Source organism: Colwellia sp. M166 (assembly GCF_024585285.1).
Classification (GTDB): Bacteria; Pseudomonadota; Gammaproteobacteria; order Enterobacterales; family Alteromonadaceae; genus Cognaticolwellia.
On sequence record NZ_CP040755.1, the window covers coordinates 3886911 to 3909024 of the forward strand.

Consider the following 22114-nt stretch of genomic DNA (forward strand, 5'->3'; position numbering starts at 1 on the left):
TACTAAGTACTTCTTACTAAACACTATTTAATGAGCTCAATTAATTCATGAATGGTTTTTAGCGGGGTTATTTTCGCCCCTAAACCTTCCATCGACTTATGATAGTTACGAAAGGGAATAAATATTTCCGTGAAGCCATGTTGAGCCGCTTCTTTTACCCGAGGAACGCCACTATCAATTGGGCGCACGTCACCATTTAAACTTAGCTCTCCCATAATGCAGGTGGTTCTTGGGATAACAAATTCATTCAAACTACTTAACAGCGCCGTGACTAGGGCGAGATCAATACAGGTTTCTGATTCATCTATTTTTAGCCCGCCAATAATATTAAAAAAGGTATCGTGATAAATTTTGGTTTTGGTATGTTTACGTAAAATTCCGGTTAGCATTTTGATCCGGTTCATATTTAAGCCAACACAAACCCGTTGTGGAAATTCAGCTTCGGTTTCTGTGGTTAAACATTGGATTTCAAGTAATAAATTTCGGTTACCTTTTCTGATACAAGTAATAGCAGAGCCGGGGGATTCGGTGCTTGAGCCCGATAAAAATATCTCACTCGGGTTATCAACACTGAGCATGCCGCGCTCGCACATTTTAAAAATACCGACAGTGTCTATGTCACCAAAACGGTTCTTATTGGCACGCAAGGTTCTTATTTGGCCATCGTTGGTATCGATATGGAGCAGGGCATCAACAATATGTACTAAGGTTTGTGGCCCTGCAATTTCATTGTTTTTATTAACATGGGCAATAAGAAACATAGTAACGTTATTTTGTTTACAGTATTGCGTTAGTGCTTGAGCGGCACTTTTTACTTGTGAGGGGGAGCCTGGACTGCCATTGGCATTATCGGTAACAACGGCTTGAATGGAGTCAATCACGGCAAATTTTATTTTCTTTTGTTCTAACTCTGCAATAATGGCTTCAACACTGGTTTCGGATAATAAATACAATTCGTCAGGGTTATAATCAAGCTTTAAACGTTGCACGCGGTTTTTGAACTGTGAAAGTGATTCTTCAGCTGTACAATAAAGTGAGGGCATGAGCTGCGACATACGAGCGACTAAATCGGAAAGTAATGTGGTTTTCCCCGCGCCAGGATCACCTGAGATTATATTGACTGAGCCAGTAGTTACACCGCCACACAATACACGATCCAGTTCACCTATACCGGTAAGTTGTTTTTCCGCCTCAGTTGATTCAACTTCATTAATTTTTTTTGAACCACCACCGGTACCACCGGCATAACCGCCAGTTGAAATACGACTTTTAGTTGCACTTTTACTCTGGTTAGCTGGGATTTTCATTTCTGTTAAGGTATTCCATGCTCCACATCTACATTGCCCTTGCCAACGCGGGTAGTTCATACCGCAATCGGTACAAACGAATTCTAATTTTGCTAACTTTGCCATTTGGCTACCTATTTTCTAAATTTAAGTATTTTAACCTAATACACGTTATACGTGAGTTGAAATTATGACAAAACGTGAGTTGAAATTATGACAAAAAGCTGGCGCAATAAATGATGGGATCGCCGTTTGTCAGGGATGAAATTATTATGCTGTAATTTTTATAATTATATTCAACGCGTTAGTTAAATTAATTTCAGTGCTCAGTTTTACTTTTTTTGTTACTACTTTACAGGTATAGTTTTTGCTTAACATACCCAATGTTTACTCATTAATGTTAATCTTAAATGTTATTGTGGTGTTAATTAGCTATTAAGCCATTTATACTTAGGATTAATATACGATGAGTAGTTTTCTTTATTGTAAAGATATTGACGCGTAAATGAATAAAGATTTTTCAAAATATCAAAAAATTATCGATGAATTCAGTGGCCAGGTCTTAACAAGTGACTTTGAAGCTAGGTTTATTGCTGCCACGAAAAAAATCCCGAAAACTGAACGCTTTCTGTTAAAAATGGAGTTAAAGCGCTTAGCTGCACCATGCACACGTTTAATCGACTTACGTGGCCATGTTGACGGGGAGTGTAAAGCCTTTGAACACGAAGAGAGAACACACTACTTAGATGCAGTTGCTAGCCGCGTGTTTACTGAAGCGTTTACACGTTACAATGGCTATACCTTTGGTGTTTACGAAGCAACCATGAACACTGAAAATAATTTTCGGGTTATTTATCAAAAAGAGAAACTAAAGGCCAGCTTAACCTCACAAGTAGACGCTGCAAAAACATTCGAAAAATCACAATGTCCGGCAAAATTTTATAGTTTTGGTCCTTACTATAATCGTCGTGAAGAGCGAATGAATTTTGCTGTGGCAATTCAGGTATCGTTAAGTAATGGTATTAGTTTTGAATGTACCAGTTCAGATATTAGCGTTAGTGGTTGTAAATTTAGAATTAGTGGCTTTAAGCCTATTAAAATCGGCATGCAACTGACGTTGCGTTTTCGAGGTTTGGAAGAAGAGTTTCAGTTTGGTGCTGATAGTACTTTTATCTATGAAGTAAAAAATATCACTACATTAGACAATGTACAGTTAGTCGGAGTCCAAAGGGTTGTTGATAAAAAACCGCGCCCAGACGGTTTTAGACAATTTCTTGTTGGTTTTATTCAAGGCAATAAACGCCGATATAAAATTAATTTAGATAATACTATTAGTGCATTACAGTCACGTAGTTATGAGCAATATGTTCTTCCTAAATCAAATGAACTCCCTGTTTTTTTTGAAAAAAATGATGAAGTATTAACACCAAAATACGCATTAACTTGTAATAATAATCAAGGTTTATATCAATATTGGCAAGATGAAAAGCGTTATTCGACTCTATATTGCTTAATGACACCAGAGCGAATTGAGCGACTTAAGCAGTTAGCTGTATCAGGTAAGCCTTTATTGGTTTTTAGCTTTATTCATAAAAGCCAAGGCAAGTCTTATTTCTATACCGCTGATGAATTGCAATTGGCTGAAGATAAAGATTTTATGTTGCAATTTTTAGGCTTTGCAGCAGCAAAAGAGAGTTTTTCAATTATTCAACTGTCTCTGTTGGATGTCTTTTCACGTCGTGCTGAATCACTTTTAACATTATCAAATACCATTGCTAAACAAAATGAATATTTGAATACCCCAGTATCTGACGAAGTCAAAGCTTTACTTGCGAAAACGCCTTATATCGTTGTGGCAAGCGAGGTAACAGATAGTGAAAGCATACAGGCATACCAGTCACTGTCTTATGAAGGTATTAACACCGTTAAACTGAAAAACTTCGGTCATAAACGGCTCAGTAAACCATTTAGTGTTGATGAAGTTGGTATCAATTATAAAAACCAACGTCAAGAATTACGCTTTACTTATAAAACGCCAGCACATGTTAAAATTGAAAATGTTATGTGGCAAGGGGTTTCACATGACTTTTCTAAATCAGGGTTAAAAGTTGAACTAGATAAGTCGACGATTTTGAGTAAAGGAGATATTGTTTATGTTAGCTTTCCGGCCTTACAAAAAATCACCTCTGCATTTGATTTATCTGGTTTACCGTACGAGGTTATGCGCTTAAATGCGGCAAAAACAGTGGTTAATTTACGCGTATATGTCGAAAAACATCAACATATTGGGCGTAAGTTCTTTAAAGCCTTGATTGATAAAAATCGCGATAAGTTAACGCCAGATGAATATGCTATGTCTAGCCCAGGTTTAGCAAAAGCATTGCGTAATATCTACAGTGCGAGTTCAGCATTATCATCTATTATCGTGCAAACCAGTGGTAGTCGTTATAAAGCAGAAGTGATTGCGGGCGGAGATTACGGTAGTAAGTTAATGTCAGCGTTGAAGCAACTCAGTGATCTTGATGGCTATTACAACTTATACCCTGTTTTTGGTCATGCTGATATTATGGCTAAACTGACTGCTAAGTTAAAGAAAAAGCAAAGCACCGATGGCGCAAGCACGGAGCTAATTTATATTGCTATTAATACCAGTGTTGAAGTGGTGGAGAAAGCGATAACGATCAAGCTTGCCTCAGAGTTCGCCAATGACAAAGTAAAAGAGTTTTTTATTCATCAAGCTTTGAAAAAAGGTAAGTTTTTCTGTGTCATGATGAAATTGTCACGAGCTAGCGAACCTGACATGGCTCATCTGCATCCTGAACTCAGTTATATTAGCTCATATGCTATTCATCGCGGCAAACAAATTGAACAAGATATTTTCAGTGTTGCCGGCGTTGGACAAATTTTTGATATAACCCATGAAGTGCTTTTTCGTTATCAACTGATGCGGTAAGTTAACGCTGGCTAACGGTGTTTATCGTTAGCCAGCGTTCCCCTTAGCTTATTCGCTAGCGTTATTTCAGCCAATGTAATAAACAGTCTAAGCCTGAAGTGGCAATGCAGGCATCAGCTTGTGCTAACACTAAAGGTTTTGCATGAAAGGCCACGCCTAAGTGAGCTGCTGCCATCATTACTAAGTCATTTGCACCGTCACCCATAGCCACGGTTTGTGTCGCGGCAATATTAAAGTCTGTTTGTAATCGCTCTAAGCAATCGGCCTTAGCTTTTGCATCAATTACCGCACCTAAAACTTTGCCGGTTAAATGGTGATTATCAATTTCTAGAATATTCGCTACCGCAGCATCGAGTGCTAACATTTGTTGTAAATGATCTGCGAAATAGGTAAACCCGCCTGAAGCAATAGCAATGCGCCAATGATGTACTTTTAATGCGCTAACTAAGGTTTCTAAGCCTTCCATCAGGGGGATATTACGTGCTACTTGCGCTAATATATCATCAGAAGCATTTTTTAATTTAGCGACGCGTTGATGTAAACTTTCGCTAAAGTCGAGTTGTCCTTGCATAGCCTGCTCAGTTACTGCTGCTACTTCTTCGCCGACACCGGCAAGTGCTGCTATTTCATCAATACATTCAATTTTTATTGTCGTTGAATCCATATCCATAACCAAAAGTCCCGGTTGAGCTAGTGTTGGCGCATTGATTAATAATGCGGATTCAACTTGTTTAGATATATTGAATTTTACTAATCGCTCCCGGGCCGTTTTTATATCGTCTACTTGTACAGAAAATCGATAACTTATGGCGTTATTGCGTTGATTTACTTGCTGTAGGGATAAAAGTGTTAGTTGGCACTCATTAAGTAAATGAGTAAAGGTATCAAGTTTCATGTCGCCAAAAACCACAAGTTCTAACGGCTCAGGTGGAGCTATTATTGCTGATAAAGCGGGATGCTCAGTGACAGTAAATATTAACTGTTCTTTATCAAAAGTCAGCAAAATTTCATTAGTGACTGAGTCGGTTGGCAACCATTGTGTTAAATTTAAATGCTGAATATTCGCGAGGGAAACTGATTTTTTTTCGATTGTCACGGTAATGCCTTATTTGAAAAATACGCTTTAAAACAACTGCCCTAGTATAAAAAGTGTAAATGTGGTTCTATAGTGTAGTTATAGAAATGTAGGAAACAATACGTTTTATGAAGCAACTAGAACAGCCTTTATACCCTAAATTATCGCCGATTTATAATAAAATATTGCAATTAGCTATGGCTATTTTATTACTTGTGCTGTTAATGAACTTTTGGGTCAATAGCCGTGATGCACAGCAAGCACAGATCCAAGCACATGTGTATAAAGTAGGTCAGCTTTATTTAGCACAAGCAGCCGCGAGCGCGACACCTTATTTGACGCAAAAGCATAGTTCGCTACAAGGCTATGCTGATACTTTAGTACAGCAGGCTTTAGTGAAAAGTGTTCATGTTTATGACACTACCGGGCAAAAAATTGTTAGTTCAGAACAAGCAGAGTCTATTAATGATCTATTTGGCGTTAGTATTAATAAAATCAATCACACTGATGAGCTGCTGCCTTTTGTTCAAGAGTTACGGACAGAGCAATTAAATGGTTATATTCGATTATCACTTCATCGTTCAATCTTAGCCGATGAATTGGCTGAAAATAGCCGTTCACAGTACGATATTATGCGCTTACTGTTAATCGTGGCTGGTGTTATTGGTTTTCTGTTAACACGAGGCCTAAATCGCTTTAGCCGTCAAGGATATAGACCCCCTATTGCTTAAGCTTTATTACTCAGGTGCTCTTGGGGTAGGTAAAACAGCATTAATATTATTCTCTAAGGCATGGGCAAGTTCTGTCGCTGATTCACTGCGTATGCTAGTCAAGGCTTGAAAAACCTTTATCAACTGTAATGGTGAGTTATTCTGACCTTGAAAACCATATAAAGGCATCGCAGGTGCATCGGTTTCTAGCACTAAGCTAGTTAATGGTAGCCGCTTGATTGCCTTGATGGTTTTTTCTGCTCTTGGATAGGTAATAGTTCCGCCTATACCGAGTTTAAATCCTAAGTCGATATATTGCACTGCTTGTTGATAACTGCCTGAAAAAGCATGGATAATTCCACCTTTAAGTAAGTTTTTTTTTCGTAACATAGGCACAATATGTTGATGTGAGCGACGATGATGAACAATAATGGGTAAGTTATAGTTTTTAGCGAGCGATAATTGTTGTTCAAATACTTCGATTTGCAGTGACAAGTTTTGCTGTTCTTTATCGATAACGCCATCGATACCGGCCTCACCTATAGCGACAATGTTATTTATCTGTTGTTGTACTAACTGCGCTAAAGTATCGAAACTATCGGTAGTTAAATCATCAAGAAACCATGGGTGTATGCCCAAACATGGCTGTAGGTTTAACGCTTCTGTACTGTGATTTTTAGCAAGAGTAAGGGCTTTATGCCAATTTTTAGGTCCTATACTGGGGATAATGATACGGTGAATTTTTGCTTGTTGACATTGCTCAAGCAGTTGAGCAAGTTCATTAGTGAAGGCATCAAAATCAAGATGACAGTGGCTGTCGGTAAAGCGCAACATGTTTGGCCTCTTAGCTCCAATAACTTATTATGAATGCAGCGATAAGTTAAGTGAGTTTTTCTGCTCGTTGAGTTAGTGCGTCAATAACACCGGTTAATTTATAATGGCTGATAAATTCAACGTCCGGTGTTTGCTTATTAATAAGTACATTAGCAAGATAAACCGCTTGTGCAACACCAAAATTTTTTTGTCGTAGCTTTTCTGGACTGTGATGTAAAACAACGGCCTCGATGATATGGTATGTAAAACCCCAGATATGTAATAAATAGCCACCGACATGACAATGATCACTGGCGAATATTTTATTTTCTAACGCGATGTTATCGTTATCCTTGATACGATGGGTAAAGAATAACGCGGTCGATTTTTCATTGACTTCAAAGAGTACCACCTTACCAATATCGTGCAGTAAACCCGCGATCATGGCATCTTGCTTTAATTCGGCTTTAACCATTGATGCTGCCAGTTTTGCTGTTGCTAAACAATGTAGTTGTTCATCAAGTATCGAAAAGTCTTTGATTTTTGGATTATAAGCAAATAACTCAGCTGTCATCACGATACAGCATAAAGTATCAATACCCATTTTAGTAATAGCATCGCTAATATTCATCATCGGCTTGCCGTTAGTTGCAAAAGTATTGTTAGAAAATTGCAATACTTTTGCCGTGAGGGCAGGGTCTTGTTGAATAATTTCAGCTATTTTATGAGAGTCAGAATTACGCTCTTTTAAAATGGCATTGAGCTGCATATAAACTTTTGGAGGACTGGGTAATACTTTGATATTAGCAATGGTTTTGACAATAATATCTTTAGTAATAGCTTGATTATTATTCGTTAATTGGGTAATGGTGCTAACAATGACACGGCATTCTAAAGGTTGGGCAAAACAGTAATGGGCAATGCTATGTGGCTGTTGCTCGTTGCCATCAATCAATATGCGCACGATAGTCGGAAACTTTTTTGACACCATTTCAAGTATAGCGTCACCACTACTGTTATCGACCATTGCCGCGCATATAACCACATTAAACTGGTGTTGTGAAAGGGCAGAAACCGCCGCATTTAAGCCTGTTACATGAGCGAATTTTGCCCGAGAATTAGTTAGCGCTTGCTTAAGCGCCAACAGCTGACCACTAAGATTATCAATTAATAATACTTTCATTTACAACACATTGCCTTGTCGATATTTTTTATAACTAGAAGTTACATACGTTCCATAACGTCTATGCCTAAAATATCTAGACCTTGTTTAAGGGTGTTGGCAATAATGTAGCTTAGTGCTAATCGTGATTGTTTAATGTCGACTGCAATATCATCTTTTAAAATAGGGCAAGCTTCGTAAAAACTCATATATAGGCTAGCAAGCTCATATAAATAATTACACAATAAATTAGGCGTACATTCGCTGATAACAGCGTCGATTACATTTTCTAATTGTAATAACTTTAATGCTAACGCTTTTTCTTGTGATTCAATAATAGTAATGGTTTGCATGCTATTTGTTGTTGAAAAATTAGCTTTAGTAAAAATACTTTGAATACGAGAGTAAGCATATTGTAAGTAAGGTGCCGTTGCACCTTCAAAACTTAACATGGTTTTCCAGTTAAAAATATAATCACTAGTACGGTTTTTCGATAAATCGGCAAACTTAACCGCGCCGATACCAACTTTATGTGAAATCTCCGCTAAATCAGCTTCAGTAATCTCTGGGTTTTTTTCTTTGATTAACGTTGCTGCACGCACGATCGCTTCATCAAGTAATGCAGCAAGTTTAATCGTACCACCTGTTCTCGTTTTAAATGGTTTTCCGTCGTCTCCCATCATCATGCCAAATGGGCAATGATCATAACCGACATGTTCAGGTAAAAAGCCAGCTTTACGAGCAACAATTTCCACTTGTTTAAAATGTAGGGCTTGGCGGGCATCGGTAAAGATAATAATGCGATCGGCTTTTAATTCACCGCTACGGTAACGACAGGCTGATAAGTCGGTCGTCGCGTATAAATAACCGCCGCCAGATTTTTGTACAATAAAGACTGAAGGGTCACCATCTTTATTGGCCATTTCGTTAATAAAAACAACTTTTGCGCCTTGATCTTCTACAGCAATTTTTTGTGCCATTAATTCATCAATGACGTTCGATAAATCATCGTTGTAAGCACTTTCACCCATGATGTCATCACGTGTTAGCGTAACATTGAGTTTTTGATAAATCTCTTCACTGTGCGCTATGGAAATATCTATGAATTGTTGCCAAAGTACAGCACATTGCGCTTCACCACTTTGTAGTTTTACCACATAGTCGCGGGCACGATCAGCAAAGCCTTCTTCGTTATCAAAACGAATTTTAGCTTCACGGTAAAAGTTTTCTAAATCAGCCAGTGCAGTTTCAGCGACTTCATTTGACGCTAATTTATCGCTTAAATGTGCTAATAGCATACCAAACTGTGTACCCCAATCACCCATGTGATTTTGGCGGATCACATGTTCGCCGCGAAACTCTAAAGCTCGAACAACCGCATCACCAATAATGGTAGAGCGTAGGTGACCGACATGCATTTCTTTTGCGAGGTTAGGCGCAGAGTAATCGACAACAACATTTTGTGGCTCTGCTGATTGGTTTACGCCAAGGTTTTTGTCATTCGATATCAGGTTTAACTGTGTCGCTAGCCAATTTTTATCTAAATGAATATTAATAAACCCAGGGCCAGCTAAGTCAACTTTTTCAGCGATGCCGGTTAAGTCGAGCGCTTCAACAACCTTAATTGCCAGTTCACGTGGGTTGGTTTTTAATTTCTTAGCTGCACCCATAACACCGTTTGCTTGGTAATCACCGAAATTTGCTCGATTTGATAAACTTATCGCTGGGTTTGTCCCTTCAGGTAAACCTGCTGCGACCATAGCAGCGCTAACTTTCTCACTTAGGATGTTACTAATATTCATGTAAATTAACTCTTAATTGGATTATCGACCCAAGCCTAGCATTGAGACTTGAGCATATAAGCGCAGGACAAAGCACTGCGCTTATCTATAAGTTACTTGATTGACTTTTACTTGTCATCAACGGCTATTGATTAATGTTCGCGTGTTTTGTGGAACTCAATATCAGGATGACGTTCTTGCGCTAAGCTTAAATTCACCATGGTAGGCGCTATGTAGGTTAAGTTATCGCCGCCATCAAGTGCCAAGTTATCATAAGCTTTCTTCTGAAATTGCTCTAACGTACGCTCGTTATCACAGGTACACCAACGGGCAGTAGCAACACTGATCGGTTCATATATAGCGTCAACATTATATTCAGTTTTTAAACGTTGCACGACCACTTCAAACTGTAATACACCTACGGCGCCAACGATCATATCGTTAGAGTTGAATGGTCTAAATACTTGCACAGCCCCTTCTTCAGATAATTGAATAAGGCCTTTTTGCAATTGCTTAGCTTTTAGTGGATCACGCAAACGAATACGACGGAACATTTCCGGAGCAAAGTTTGGAATACCGCTAAATTTCATGTTTTCGCCAGCGGTAAATGTGTCGCCGATTTGAATGCTACCGTGGTTATGTAAACCAATAATATCACCGGCATAAGCTTGCTCTACGTTAGAGCGATCGCCAGCCATAAACGTTACCGCGTCAGCAATTTTAACGTCTTTGCCAATACGGACTTGTTTCATTTTCATGCCTTTTTCATATTTGCCTGAACAAATACGCATGAAAGCGATACGGTCACGATGTTTTGGATCCATGTTAGCTTGAATTTTAAACACGAAACCTGAGAATTTTTCTTCTTCGGCATTAACAATGCGAGTATCAGTTTCGCGCGGTAATGGCTTAGGAGCCCAACGGGTTAAACCGTCAAGCATATGATCGACGCCAAAGTTGCCTAGTGCGGTGCCAAAAAATACCGGTGTTAGTTCGCCTTTCAAAAACTCTTCATGATTAAACTCATGTGAGGCACCGACAACAAGTTCAAGTTCTTCACGTAAATCTTCCGCGTAGTTGCCAATAACAGCATCTAACTCGGGGTTATCGATCCCTTTAATCACGCGTTTTTCTTGAATAGTATGACCTTGGCCGGTTTGATATAAAAAGATTTCATCGGTTAAAATGTTATAAACACCTTTGAATTCTTTCCCCATACCTATTGGCCAAGTAATCGGCGCACATTTAATTTTCAGTACGTCTTCAACTTCATCCATTACTTCCATTGGGTCACGAACATCACGATCCATTTTATTCATAAAAGTGATAATTGGCGTATCGCGTAAGCGAGTAACTTCCATTAACTTAATGGTACGAGCCTCAACACCTTTAGCAACGTCAATAACCATTAAACAGGAGTCAACGGCCGTTAAAGTACGATAGGTATCTTCTGAAAAGTCTTCATGGCCTGGTGTGTCTAATAAATTAACTAAACAGCCTTCATAAGGAAATTGCATTACCGAGGTGGTAATTGAAATACCACGGTCTTTTTCCATTTCCATCCAGTCAGATTTTGCATGTTGCCCCGACTTTTTACCTTTTACCGTCCCGGCTTTTTGTAAAGCTTGACCAAAAAGTAAGACCTTTTCCGTGATCGTCGTTTTACCCGCATCGGGGTGACTAATAATAGCGAAGGTGCGTCGTAGATCGACTTCCTGCTGTTGTACCGACATGCAAATTACCTGTTTAAAGTGGATGAGAAGTTAGCTTAAATTTAAGCGCGCAACATTATAGCGAAATCGAGTGCGAAGGGCAGTAACAATATCTTGCAAACTGACTTTATTTTTTAATTAATTATTGCGTCGATTAAAATTTTACCAAGGTCAGCTATAAAAGCGATAGTTTTAGTATAAATTGATGATTTATTCGCACATAAATGTTTTTTAATTAATTATAGTTAGGTTGCGAATGTACTTATTTTGGCCTTGATTGTAGTTTATAAATATTTTAGTTTCTAAATTTCAAAAGCTTATATTATCCATTTAATAAATGGGGTGGGTAATTGGACTTTATATTATGGCAATAGTCGAGCAAAAATATTTTATGGCAAGTTTGGTTTTCAAAAAAAAGACGTCGTTGATGTTAAAAAGGGCAGAGAAATTCATCGAGGTACAGTTATGGTGACGAGTCTTGAATTATACCAAGTTAGTAAAATTGGTATTACATGACAGAGAATAGCAAATATAGCCGTTGTCATTTATTCATATCATTTGAAAGCATTTACCATGCAGAGCCATCGTTATAATTTGAGATAAATATTTGCTTACAAGCTTTATTTGTTTTTAGCACCATTTAGCCATATATTTTGTCTGTTAGCTTGGACTTTATTTTATTAGAGGTTATCAATATGTTTAAAAAGTGGCTTATTCTTGCGCTGCTATTATTAGCTGCATTGGTGTCATACCATTATGGTTTTTCTCAGAGCATGGTCATTTTTATTGCTTTAGGGCTAATTTTTGAAATGATTTTTTGGTTCAAAATTACGCGAAAAAAACATGTTACTTGCGACCATAAAGTTACTTGATGACGTTAAAAGGCTCTATAGTTTACTCGCTAATATATTGACTAGATATTTATCTACCTTGTATAAACATCGATAGTCATAAGCACAAATATAATAAATACTATAGCTAAGTCTTTTACGTATCGATTGTAGAGCTGATACATACTCAGCTAAGTGGTTTACTCTCTTCTACTTATTGCATTGTCTGTCAATGTTTTCTGCAATAAGTATTAACGCATTTGTCTCAAATGGCTAAACCCTCTTATACCTTTAACAGACATTGAGATGTTGTGTTGGGGTTAGCATGAGTTGTTGATAGGCTAGGCCGGCCAGTGTGCGATTATTAACTTCTAGTTTTAATAATATCGCTGAAACATGTTTTTTGACTGTGGTTTCTTTAATGTCGAGATCATATGCAATTTGCTTGTTTAACTGACCATCAGCAATTTGGGTCAACACTATGTATTGCTGTGGCGTAAGTTGACTTAATTGTTTAGCGAGTTTTTGATGCGCAATATCTATTTGTTGATCGGCATTAAACTCGATATGTTCTGGTAACCATATACCGCCTTCTAAAACCGTATCAATGGCCTGAGCTATAGTGGCTAAATCAGCCGATTTTGGAATAAAGGCTGCTGCACCAAAGTTAATCGCCTTTTGCATGGTTTCTGAATTGTCGTCGGATGATACCATGATCACGACAATATCAGGAAAGTGGTTTTGTAATTGGGTTAAGCCGGTAAAGCCATCATTACCCGGCATATGTAAATCGAGAAAAACAAGTTCTAAGTTACTGTTGTTGCTGACTTCTTTAAGTAAATCATGAAAGTTATCCACTTCTAAGGTTTCGTCATCATCGATACATTCAACAATCGCTTGTTTTAAGGCGGTACGAAATAATGGATGATCATCGGCGATAATTACTTTTGCTGTTGACATTGAAAACTCCCGTATTGTCTTGATTTGACGGTAAACTGCTCGATGAAAAAGAGCTGAATAATTCAGCTCTTTGTTTTAGGTATTAAATCAGGTATTAAAACAATAACACAAGCAATTAAAATTGGTATCCAACGGTGAAAGATACTGTTCTTGGATCGCCGTAATAGCCAATTAACGTATTATCACCACCTAATCCTGGTGCATAGCCTCCATCTTCTAACGGCGCAACAAACTGATAACCACCAATCATATACTCTTCATCGGTTAAGTTTTTAACATGTAAACCTGCATTCCAGTTACTGTCATCACTGTACCAAACCACACTAATGTTAGCTAAACCGTAGCCATCCTGTGTTAATAAACTATCTTCCTCGAACAAGACATAATCATCTCTGTAGTAATAACTTGCATTAATAATAAAGTCACCAACAGTTGATTCAATGGTGTAATTTACGCCAAGATTAAAGGTGTAGTCAGGCGTATTTGAAATTGAGAATCTATCTGATTTATCAAACTCTTCACCAGTAACTGGGTCGGTATCGATAACATCTTTAAATTCAGAATCAATAAAACCAAAGCTCGCTGATAACATTAAGTCATCAGTTGCTAGATATGTAAATTCAGCCTCGATACCTGTTGCATCAGAACTACCAATATTACCTAAGCGTTGATTTAAAACACTCGCATCTTCACTTGGCAATACCGAAATGTATTGACGGTCTTTATGATCAAGTGAGAATAATGTGATATTGGCACGTAAGCGGTTTTCTAACCACTCACTCTTCATACCGATTTCAAATGAATCAACATCTTCTGGGTTTGCTGCTGGCTCTGCAGCTGTTGCACGGGGGTTAAAAGTACCTGATTTAAAGCCTTGTGCAAAACTGGTAAAAAACATTAAGTCGTTACTGGCTTGATATTCAACGCCAATACGCGGAGTAAATTTAGACCAGTCTTTTTCATCATCAAGTACAATGGGGACTAATTCACCTTCTGGTCGAACATAGCCATCCACCCAACCTGATTCAGGGTAAACAGTATCAAAGATTAAACCATTGCGAACTAAGGCTGCTTTTTCATCTTTAGTGTAACGAGCACCGGCAGTAACTGACCACTTTTCTGATAGCTCATAGCTAAATTGAGCATACGCCGCGGTACTTTTTGAGTTACTACAACCACTAACCTCACGGGTTAACCCCGGAGTACCGAAAGCTGTTTTTCCAAGCTCTTCTAAAATAGCCTCAAATTGTCCACAGGACTCGCCATCATAATAATATAAACCTGAAACAAACTTATAATTGTCACCGGTGTTGTTTAGTTGAATTTCATGTGTTTTTTGCTTGTCGTCATAAATTGCAGGAACATCAAAAATTCTTAAAGCAGTATTATCAAAATCGATATTGGTTGGCGAGTAACTATCACGTGATGAAAAAACATACTTGAGTGTCGTGGCATCACTCACATCCCATTTTGCCGTAAAGCTAATACCTTCTAGCTCAACTTCATTCCAAGTGGGTAAACTGGTGTATGAATCGTAAAAATCATCCGGTACGGGTGCATCAGTTAATTTACTTGGCAGTAAACGATAACCCCCTTTAGCGTTTGAATCATCAGTTGTTTTGTCCCAATCTAAACTGAAAAGTAAATCATCGCTGGCATGATATTCAAGGCTAATACGGCTTGCCATTAGATCTTTATTGTAGTTTTCTTTATCTTGATTGGGTAAGTCAGAAGTTAAAAATTCACCGTAGCCATCGCGTTGCATGCTGGCTAAACCAAAACCAACATAAAGTTTGTCAGCAATTATTGGGTATTGACCGGTTAATTTTATATCTTTTTGATTGTACTGACCCACGGTTCCTTGAATTTTAAACTCGGCATCACCGGACATTTCTTTCGTGACATATTTTATTGCGCCACCTATGGTGTTTTTCCCGTAAAGGGTACCTTGAGGTCCGCGTAATACTTCAACGCGTTCAATGTCGAGTAAATCAAGCACTGCACCTTGTGGACGAGCAATGTAAACATCATCGATATAAATACCAACACCAGCTTCGTAACCCCATAACGGGTCTTGTTGGCCAACACCACGAATAAATGCTGTGATTGTTGAGTTAGTGCCACGGCTGCGTTGCAACGTGGTATTTGGAGAAAACTGTTGTACTTCAGTGATTGTTTCAATGCCTCTTTCTGATAATTCATCGGCACTTAATGAGGTCATAGTAACAGGCACTTCTTGCAAACTTTCAACAGATTTACGCGCAGTAACTTCAATACGCTCTAATGTTGGATCATCTTTTAGCGCTCGATCAACTTCTGCCGCCATAAGATTTTGACTAGCGAGAACCGCTGAAATGGTTATGGCTAAATAACTCAACTTTCCAGTATAACGTTTCATAATTTTCCCCGTGTTTTATATCTAATAAATCGCTAATTTACGCACTTTATTGTTTTTTATTGGTGTGGATAAAACTCTATAGTAAATTTGCCAGAAGATAATTTGTACTATAGTAGTATGTCGACCCGATTATGATTTAAGTTGTTGTAATATATTGCTTATATTGATTTGCAATCGATAATATTTACTGTTTCTTTGCTTATACAACGCATTTTTTATATTTTCCATGTCTCGAGCAAATATAAAATTGTGCTAATTGGTGTTTTAATAACAAATGGTGCTTCACTGCCACCGTTACTGAGTTCTGGGGCAACAGCAATACCGTGATCCATATTTTCAATTTCGATCAGTTCGACAGTGATTTGTTTATCCAGCCCTTGCCACTGGCTAATGGTATAGCCTGAATGTTCCGTGATCGTCGGCTGCTTTGTCGATTGACTTAATTGTGCCCAATGTCTGGCAAGGTACTGAGCATTTTTGGCATTAACCACAGAGTCTTGATTACCGGTCCATATTGATAGGGCCGGCCAGTGAGTTTGTGTACGGTTTATTTTTTTGACTAATTCTGTCAATTGCTCAGGCTCTTGCGATGGACCACTGCGCATACAGGCAATAGCGGTAATTAAATTATTTGCACAGGGATAGGGGATACCTGCGACAATGGCACCGGCAGTAAAAATCTCTGGATAATTAACTAGCATTGAACTTGCCATCGCGCCACCGGCTGATAACCCTATGATGTAGATATTGTTAAAACTTTGTTCAGCATTTACCGTGGTGATCATATTTTTTATTGACAGACTTTCACCTTGGTTTTTTTCAATATCCTGTTTAGAAAACCAATTAAAGCAGCCCTTAATATTGTTATTTTCGCTTTGTTGCGGAATCAGTAAGGAGAACTGCTTATGTTTTGCTAGCGCGAGTAAACCAGTCTGCTGTGCAAGTACTTCTCCTTGCTGAACGCAACCATGCAATAGCACTATGAGATTGTTATTACTCTTAGCACCTTGAAAATAACTTGCGGTTAATTCGCCTGGGTTACTACCAAATTCGGTTAATACTGAGGACTCAGCTAAGCTGTTAACACTAAAAAAAAGGGTTAAAATGATAATAAAAGCAGTTAAATGTTTAAGCATATTAAATTCCATAGAGTAAGAAGCTAAGAAACGCAGTTTTTGATGTTAAACAGCATGGCGCATACAGCAAACTTATTGAATGCTACTTTAGTTCCAGAGCTGTTATTAACTTATTATTTTAAAAGGTAAAAGTATATTTTTATCTGCCCAGCGGTAAAACTAAAGCTGAGTGATATTAGCCTTAATCTAAAGAGGTATACTTTAAAATATCGCAGATAAAATAAAGATAAAGTGGTTAAAACTATCATGCTGGATAAATGACGGCATTAATATTTCTGTGGCAGGATAAATTATGATTAGCCAATATTTGTATGGCAAAGGTAGTGTTGAAAAAATTTTTGCTGATGATCTTAAAGGTAGTCGACATCAAAAGTTTACCGTTAAACTTAACAATAAAAAATCAGTGTTAGTTGTGCATAATATTGATATATCTCGGCGTATCAATAATTTAAATATTGGTGATAAAGTCGAGTTTTATGGAGTTTATCAATGGAATCGTTTTGGCGGCTTAGTGCATTGGACTCATAAAAATAACGCGTTAGCTGAGCACAAGGCGGGTTGGATAAAGCACAATAATACGCTGTATCAATAGCCTTTATTCGTGGCGTTAGTATCAATAATTGCAGGTATTTTGGAGATAACTACCTGCTTTAGTACCATAACGAGTTAATTTAACGCTTAATTAAAGCTTGGTTAATGATATATCAAGAGCGTTTGCGATACCTTCACCGTAGGCTGGTGCTGCTTTTAAACAGTTACGAATATGACGTTTTTGTACTTCAATAGATGCGCCACCGATTGAAGCTGCAGTATTTGCAAAGAGCGCTTGCTGCTGCGCTGGAGTCATTAAGTTAAATAATGCACCAGGTTGTGAGTAGTAATCTTCATCTTCTCGATGGTCCCAATGCTTAGCAGAGCCAGATAAGCTTAAAGGTGGCTCTGAAAAGTCAGGTTGTTCTTGCCATTCACCTTGACTATTTGGCTCGTAGCCAATGGTGCCACCATGATTACCGTCAACTCGCATAGCTCCATCTCGGTGATAACTGTGCACTGGACAACGTGGTGCATTGACAGGAATTGAACTATGGTTTACACCTAAACGATAACGTTGAGCATCGCCGTATGAAAATAATCGACCTTGCAGCATTTTATCGGGTGAAAAACTAATCCCGGGAACAATGTTAGCGGGGTTAAAGGCGGCTTGTTCAACTTCAGCAAAGTAGTTTTCAGGGTTTCTGTTTAACTCTAAAACACCAACATCAATCAGTGGGTAATCACCGTGCGGCCATACTTTAGTTAAATCAAAAGGGTTGTATGGTGAGTTCTGTGCCTGTTCATCAGTCATGACTTGAATTTGTAATTGCCAAGAAGGTTTTTCACCGGCTTCTATAGTGTTATATAGATCAGCTTGATGACTTTCTCTGTCTTCACCAATGAGTTTATTCGCTTCGACGTCAGTTAAGTTTTTAATACCTTGATTGGATCTGAAGTGAAACTTCACCCAAAAACGTTCATTGTCAGCATTAATTAAGCTAAACGTGTGGCTACCAAAGCCATGCATATGACGATAGCTAGCCGGGATCCCACGTTCACTCATCACGATAGTCACTTGATGTAATGCTTCTGGTAACGAAGTCCAAAAGTCCCAATTGTTTTGAGCGCTACGCATATTAGTACGGGCATCACGTTTTACGGCATGGTTTAAATCAGGAAATTTTAGTGGGTCACGGAGGAAAAAAACCGGAGTGTTGTTGCCAACTAAATCCCAGTTGCCTTCTTCAGTATAAAACTTTAAAGCAAAGCCTCTGATATCACGTTCAGCGTCAGCAGCACCACGTTCGCCGGCAACGGTACTAAAGCGAGCAAAAAATTCAGTCTGTTTACCAACATCAGAAAATATTTTTGCTTTGGTATATTGACTGATGTCGTGTGTTACGGTGAAAGTACCATAAGCGCTAGAGCCTTTGGCGTGCATGCGCCTTTCAGGGATAACCTCACGATCAAAATGCGCTAACTTTTCTAAAAACCAAACATCTTGTAGTAACTGCGGACCGCGTTTACCTGCTGTCATAATATTTTGATTGTCAGCAACAGGACAACCTGCACTGGTGGTAAGTTTTTTCTTCATGATAGACACCTTTGACTAATTTTTTATATTGACAGCATTAGCATAGTTGAATAATTCACATATAGTAAATTGATTGATTATATGATTACGATAGGTTTTACCTATTTATATGGTAAGCAGAGGAGGGAAATAGTTAATTACGCATGCAGGAGGTATGGTTAATATTAAATAGACTTTATTTGAAAATAAAAAGCCCTAATTAAATAAATAATTAAGGCTTAAAATTTTAATTTTTTTAGTCGTCAATTAAAATTGAGATTTACGGTATTTTTCGCATGCTACTTCGTCTTCACATTCACCGTACAAATATAAACTGTGATTAGTCAGTTTTACTTTATGCGACTTAGCAATATCTTCTTGGCGTTGCTCAATAACATCATCTTCAAACTCAACCACTTTGCCACAATTTAGACAAACTAAATGGTCATGATGTTTTTTGTGGCTTAATTCAAATACTGATTTACCACCTTCAAAATGATGGCGAGTAACAATACCAGCATCATCGAACTGGTTTAATACACGATATACCGTGGCTAAACCAATTTCTTCATGCTGTTCAAGTAAAATCTTATATACATCTTCAGCACTGATGTGTTGGTTGTTTGGATTTTGTAAAATGGCCAATATTTTAATGCGCGGCAGAGTGATCTTTAATCCGGCTCTCTTTAATTCTTCATTTTGTTCAGGCATTTATTTAAATCTCTACATCGGGCTTTCAATTTAGTGAAAATTATAGGAGGTTATGCGCTAGGTTGAAAGAGCTAGTTGTAAATGATTATCTATTTTGTTGGTTTTATTGGCTTAAAGCGTCATAATATTTATTCTGGTCTGATGAGTTTTACGATATAAACCATACGCTTTATATGGATACTTATATTTTTATGTTGCTTTTGAAGGAAATTAGATGTTTAAAAAAGCTTGGCAAATGAAATTTTTATTAAATATTTGGCCACCGTTTCTATTTACTGGTATTCGCATTGTTGATATTTCTGAGGATTTTCGCAAAGCCAAAGTCCGCTTAAAGTTAAGTGTTTTTAATAAGAATGCCGTTGGTGTTCATTTTGGCGGTTCATTATACGCCATGACAGATCCCTTTTGCATGCTGATGGTGATGTCGCGCTTAGGAAAAGATTATATTGTTTGGGATAAGTCGGCAGATATTGATTATATCAAACCGGGTAAAGGAACAGTCACCGCTGAGTTCTTGATCACCGATGCCTTGATTGAAGATATTTTACTAAATACTGCACAAGGAGAAAAGTACCTGCCTGAAATCCCGGTTTATGTTAAGGATGCCGAAGGTGAAATTGTCGCTAAACTCAATAGAAAATTGTACATACGTCGAAAAGTATCGGCTCAATAGTTGAAGTAAAACAAACAATGGTTAGATTTTATCTAATGACCGGATGATTGGTGACAACATGATTGTTATTGTGCATAATTTTTATTTATACTCTGGTGTTATTAAAACTCAGTTTTTATTTTAATCGGGATGATTACAATATGATGATTCAACTTTCTTTAGCAAAAAAAATAAATATTATCTTAATTTTATTTGCCATTATCTTTCTCAGTACTACAGTAGTTTTTTTCTGGTTTGATGAAAAAGCACTGAGTGAGAAGTTTGTAAAAAATAATCTTGAAAATCTCGCATTGAATTATTTTGATTCGATTAATACTATGATGATCACGGGCACTGCCGCTAATCGTAAAATTGCTCAACAAAAAGCACTTAGCCAAGAAGAAATCGTTGAAGCCCGAATTATCAGAGCGCCGGCATTAATTAAAACGTTTGGTAAAGGTTTTGATGATCAAGCGGCAAATAATAACTTTGAACGCAGTGGCTTGCTGGGCAATAAGGAATTTAAGCATATTAAGCAAGATGGCAAAAATATGATGAGCTTTATCATGCCTATTCATGCGAGTAGCGACTATCGCGGCACTAATTGTTTAACTTGTCATCAAGTGCCTGAGAATGAAATTCTCGGTGCTGTTAAAATTACGTATGATTTAACGACCGTGGATAAAGAAATAAATGAATCAATTATTCAAGCAGGTCTTCTACAGTTAATTATCACTGTGGTCTGTTTTGGTTTGCTGAGCTTTATGTTCAGTAAATTGGTTATTTCACGTTTACGTCGTTTAAAGCACACGATTAATGATGTTGAGGCAAACCTTGATTTAAAGAAAACCATTCAAGTGCATTATGATGATGAATTAGGTGCTGTGAGTGCAGCACTTAATAGCATGATGGAGAAATTTAAAGTCAGCTTTCTATCATTTTCAAGTGCCACTGAACAGCTTATTGGCTCAGCAAAAAATGTTGATGAAATTTCCACTTTAACTCGTGAAGCGGTACTTCAACAAAAAAACGGTACTGATTCCGTTGCTGCCGCCATAAATGAACTTGATGCTTCCGCTGATGAAGTACAAAGCAATACTGAAATGGCTGCTGAAAAATCGGTTCACGCCAGTCAAAGCGCATCACAAGGTTTAATATTGGTTGATAGTGCTAAAACTGGCATTAATCAATTACGTGATCAGGTTGTTGAAAATACTGCAATGATCACTGAATTAAGTAACAAAACCAATGAAGTTGGCAGCGTACTTGAGGTTATTACCGGCATTGCCGAGCAAACTAACTTATTAGCACTTAATGCAGCTATTGAAGCCGCACGAGCAGGTGAGCATGGCCGAGGTTTTGCTGTAGTAGCCAGTGAAGTCAGAAGCTTAGCAACCAGAACACGTGAATCAATTGATCAGATCCAAGCGACCATTGGCAGCTTACAAGTTGATGCCAAACAAGCGGTAACGTCAATGAATGAGGTGAGTGAGCAAGCAAGTGAAAAAGCCCAAGATGTTACCGATGTTGCTAGTTTACTTGAGGGTATTGCTGAGCAAATTCGTGAACTTGATGAGCTTAACTGTCAAATTTCTAATGCGGCTAAGCAGCAAAATATTGCTGCTGATGAAATCAATAAAAATGTTGTTGATATTAGTACTGTGGCTGAAAAATCAAGTGAAGACGCGATAAAAGGTAAGCAAATTAGTGAAGAACTATTGGAGCTTGCTTACGAGTTAAGTAGCCAATTATCTAAATTTAAGCTCTAGTGTTTAAAGCGCACTTGCTTAGTAGTTAGTGTGACTAAAAATACTTAATTGAATGCTAA

Annotated in this window: 17 protein-coding genes; 6 read left to right on the forward strand and 11 right to left on the reverse strand. The window is 37.9% G+C overall.

The genetic code is table 11. The features are described from left to right. Window positions 1-23: 23 nt before the first annotated feature. Window positions 24-1412 carry a DNA repair protein RadA gene (gene radA / locus FGD67_RS17545; RefSeq protein ID WP_257172351.1) on the reverse strand — a complete coding sequence of 463 codons (1389 nt, stop codon included), beginning with the start codon at window positions 1410-1412 and terminating at the stop codon, window positions 24-26. Between the two features lie 379 nt (window positions 1413-1791). On the opposite strand from radA, the gene FGD67_RS17550 reads away from it, so the two are divergent. Next, window positions 1792-4239 carry a PilZ domain-containing protein gene (locus FGD67_RS17550; protein WP_257172352.1) on the forward strand — a complete coding sequence of 816 codons (2448 nt, stop codon included), beginning with the start codon at window positions 1792-1794 and terminating at the stop codon, window positions 4237-4239. Between the two features lie 61 nt (window positions 4240-4300). Here the strand turns inward: FGD67_RS17550 and serB are convergent, their stop codons facing one another. Beyond that, window positions 4301-5335 (reverse strand): phosphoserine phosphatase SerB, encoded by a 1035-nt coding sequence (gene serB, locus FGD67_RS17555; protein ID WP_257172353.1) that lies wholly within the window; start codon window positions 5333-5335, stop codon window positions 4301-4303. Window positions 5336-5442: 107 nt separating this feature from the next. On the opposite strand from serB, the gene FGD67_RS17560 reads away from it, so the two are divergent. Beyond that, on the forward strand, window positions 5443-6045 hold the full coding sequence (locus FGD67_RS17560) for an AhpA/YtjB family protein (protein WP_257172354.1): 603 nt from the start codon (window positions 5443-5445) through the stop codon (window positions 6043-6045). 6 nt (window positions 6046-6051) lie between these two features. Here the strand turns inward: FGD67_RS17560 and FGD67_RS17565 are convergent, their stop codons facing one another. The 4 genes from FGD67_RS17565 to prfC form a co-directional block, all read right to left on the reverse strand. Then, window positions 6052-6858 (reverse strand): TatD family hydrolase, encoded by an 807-nt coding sequence (locus tag FGD67_RS17565; RefSeq protein ID WP_257172355.1) that lies wholly within the window; start codon window positions 6856-6858, stop codon window positions 6052-6054. A 46-nt stretch (window positions 6859-6904) separates the two neighbouring features. Beyond that, window positions 6905-8020 carry an HDOD domain-containing protein gene (locus FGD67_RS17570; RefSeq protein WP_257172356.1) on the reverse strand — a complete coding sequence of 372 codons (1116 nt, stop codon included), beginning with the start codon at window positions 8018-8020 and terminating at the stop codon, window positions 6905-6907. Between the two features lie 41 nt (window positions 8021-8061). Then, window positions 8062-9801, reverse strand: coding sequence for an arginine--tRNA ligase (gene argS, locus FGD67_RS17575; RefSeq protein ID WP_257172357.1), 1740 nt, complete (start codon window positions 9799-9801; stop codon window positions 8062-8064). Window positions 9802-9932: 131 nt separating this feature from the next. Further along, a complete protein-coding gene (gene prfC, locus FGD67_RS17580) occupies window positions 9933-11513 on the reverse strand; it encodes a peptide chain release factor 3 (RefSeq protein ID WP_257172358.1) in 1581 nt (526 codons plus the stop codon). Window positions 11514-11834: 321 nt separating this feature from the next. Here prfC and FGD67_RS17585 point away from each other — a divergent pair, with 321 nt between their 5' ends. Then, the gene (locus tag FGD67_RS17585; RefSeq protein WP_257172359.1) at window positions 11835-12008 is read left to right on the forward strand and encodes a hypothetical protein; all 174 of its coding nucleotides are present in this window, start codon (window positions 11835-11837) and stop codon (window positions 12006-12008) included. A gap of 605 nt (window positions 12009-12613) precedes the next feature. Here the strand turns inward: FGD67_RS17585 and FGD67_RS17595 are convergent. The 3 genes from FGD67_RS17595 to FGD67_RS17605 form a co-directional block, all read right to left on the reverse strand. After that, the gene (locus FGD67_RS17595) at window positions 12614-13282 is read right to left on the reverse strand and encodes a response regulator transcription factor (protein WP_257172360.1); all 669 of its coding nucleotides are present in this window, start codon (window positions 13280-13282) and stop codon (window positions 12614-12616) included. 115 nt (window positions 13283-13397) lie between these two features. After that, window positions 13398-15680, reverse strand: a complete 2283-nt coding sequence (locus FGD67_RS17600; RefSeq protein WP_257172361.1) for a TonB-dependent receptor — start codon at window positions 15678-15680, stop codon at window positions 13398-13400. Window positions 15681-15895: 215 nt separating this feature from the next. Beyond that, entirely contained in the window at window positions 15896-16816 is a 921-nt protein-coding gene (locus tag FGD67_RS17605; RefSeq protein ID WP_257172362.1) for a PHB depolymerase family esterase, read from the reverse strand. A gap of 292 nt (window positions 16817-17108) precedes the next feature. Between FGD67_RS17605 and FGD67_RS17610 the strand changes: the two genes are divergently transcribed. Further along, on the forward strand, window positions 17109-17408 hold the full coding sequence (locus FGD67_RS17610) for a DUF3465 domain-containing protein (RefSeq protein WP_257172363.1): 300 nt from the start codon (window positions 17109-17111) through the stop codon (window positions 17406-17408). 90 nt (window positions 17409-17498) lie between these two features. On the opposite strand, the gene FGD67_RS17615 is transcribed toward FGD67_RS17610, so the two are convergent. Both FGD67_RS17615 and fur read right to left on the reverse strand, forming a co-directional pair. Beyond that, window positions 17499-18944 carry a catalase gene (locus FGD67_RS17615; protein ID WP_257172364.1) on the reverse strand — a complete coding sequence of 482 codons (1446 nt, stop codon included), beginning with the start codon at window positions 18942-18944 and terminating at the stop codon, window positions 17499-17501. 246 nt (window positions 18945-19190) lie between these two features. Then, a complete protein-coding gene (fur, locus tag FGD67_RS17620) occupies window positions 19191-19634 on the reverse strand; it encodes a ferric iron uptake transcriptional regulator (RefSeq protein ID WP_257172365.1) in 444 nt (147 codons plus the stop codon). A 214-nt stretch (window positions 19635-19848) separates the two neighbouring features. On the opposite strand from fur, the gene FGD67_RS17625 reads away from it, so the two are divergent. Both FGD67_RS17625 and FGD67_RS17630 read left to right on the forward strand, forming a co-directional pair. Continuing rightward, entirely contained in the window at window positions 19849-20307 is a 459-nt protein-coding gene (locus FGD67_RS17625) for a DUF4442 domain-containing protein (RefSeq protein ID WP_257172366.1), read from the forward strand. Window positions 20308-20447: 140 nt separating this feature from the next. After that, entirely contained in the window at window positions 20448-22055 is a 1608-nt protein-coding gene (locus FGD67_RS17630; protein WP_257172367.1) for a methyl-accepting chemotaxis protein, read from the forward strand. Window positions 22056-22114 lie beyond the last annotated feature (59 nt).

What these genes read in the sequence shown, in the direction of transcription:
- argS (WP_257172357.1), bottom strand. Translation starts at nt 9,801, where the DNA reads ATGAATATTAGTAACATCCTAAGTGAGAAAGTTAGCGCTGCTATGGTC.
- FGD67_RS17625 (WP_257172366.1), top strand. Translation starts at nt 19,849, where the DNA reads ATGTTTAAAAAAGCTTGGCAAATGAAATTTTTATTAAATATTTGGCCA.
- FGD67_RS17570 (WP_257172356.1), bottom strand. Translation starts at nt 8,020, where the DNA reads ATGAAAGTATTATTAATTGATAATCTTAGTGGTCAGCTGTTGGCGCTT.
- FGD67_RS17630 (WP_257172367.1), top strand. Translation starts at nt 20,448, where the DNA reads ATGATGATTCAACTTTCTTTAGCAAAAAAAATAAATATTATCTTAATT.
- FGD67_RS17615 (WP_257172364.1), bottom strand. Translation starts at nt 18,944, where the DNA reads ATGAAGAAAAAACTTACCACCAGTGCAGGTTGTCCTGTTGCTGACAAT.
- fur (WP_257172365.1), bottom strand. Translation starts at nt 19,634, where the DNA reads ATGCCTGAACAAAATGAAGAATTAAAGAGAGCCGGATTAAAGATCACT.
- radA (WP_257172351.1), bottom strand. Translation starts at nt 1,412, where the DNA reads ATGGCAAAGTTAGCAAAATTAGAATTCGTTTGTACCGATTGCGGTATG.
- FGD67_RS17605 (WP_257172362.1), bottom strand. Translation starts at nt 16,816, where the DNA reads ATGCTTAAACATTTAACTGCTTTTATTATCATTTTAACCCTTTTTTTT.
- FGD67_RS17550 (WP_257172352.1), top strand. Translation starts at nt 1,792, where the DNA reads ATGAATAAAGATTTTTCAAAATATCAAAAAATTATCGATGAATTCAGT.
- FGD67_RS17600 (WP_257172361.1), bottom strand. Translation starts at nt 15,680, where the DNA reads ATGAAACGTTATACTGGAAAGTTGAGTTATTTAGCCATAACCATTTCA.
- prfC (WP_257172358.1), bottom strand. Translation starts at nt 11,513, where the DNA reads ATGTCGGTACAACAGCAGGAAGTCGATCTACGACGCACCTTCGCTATT.
- FGD67_RS17595 (WP_257172360.1), bottom strand. Translation starts at nt 13,282, where the DNA reads ATGTCAACAGCAAAAGTAATTATCGCCGATGATCATCCATTATTTCGT.
- FGD67_RS17560 (WP_257172354.1), top strand. Translation starts at nt 5,443, where the DNA reads ATGAAGCAACTAGAACAGCCTTTATACCCTAAATTATCGCCGATTTAT.
- FGD67_RS17610 (WP_257172363.1), top strand. Translation starts at nt 17,109, where the DNA reads ATGATTAGCCAATATTTGTATGGCAAAGGTAGTGTTGAAAAAATTTTT.
- FGD67_RS17565 (WP_257172355.1), bottom strand. Translation starts at nt 6,858, where the DNA reads ATGTTGCGCTTTACCGACAGCCACTGTCATCTTGATTTTGATGCCTTC.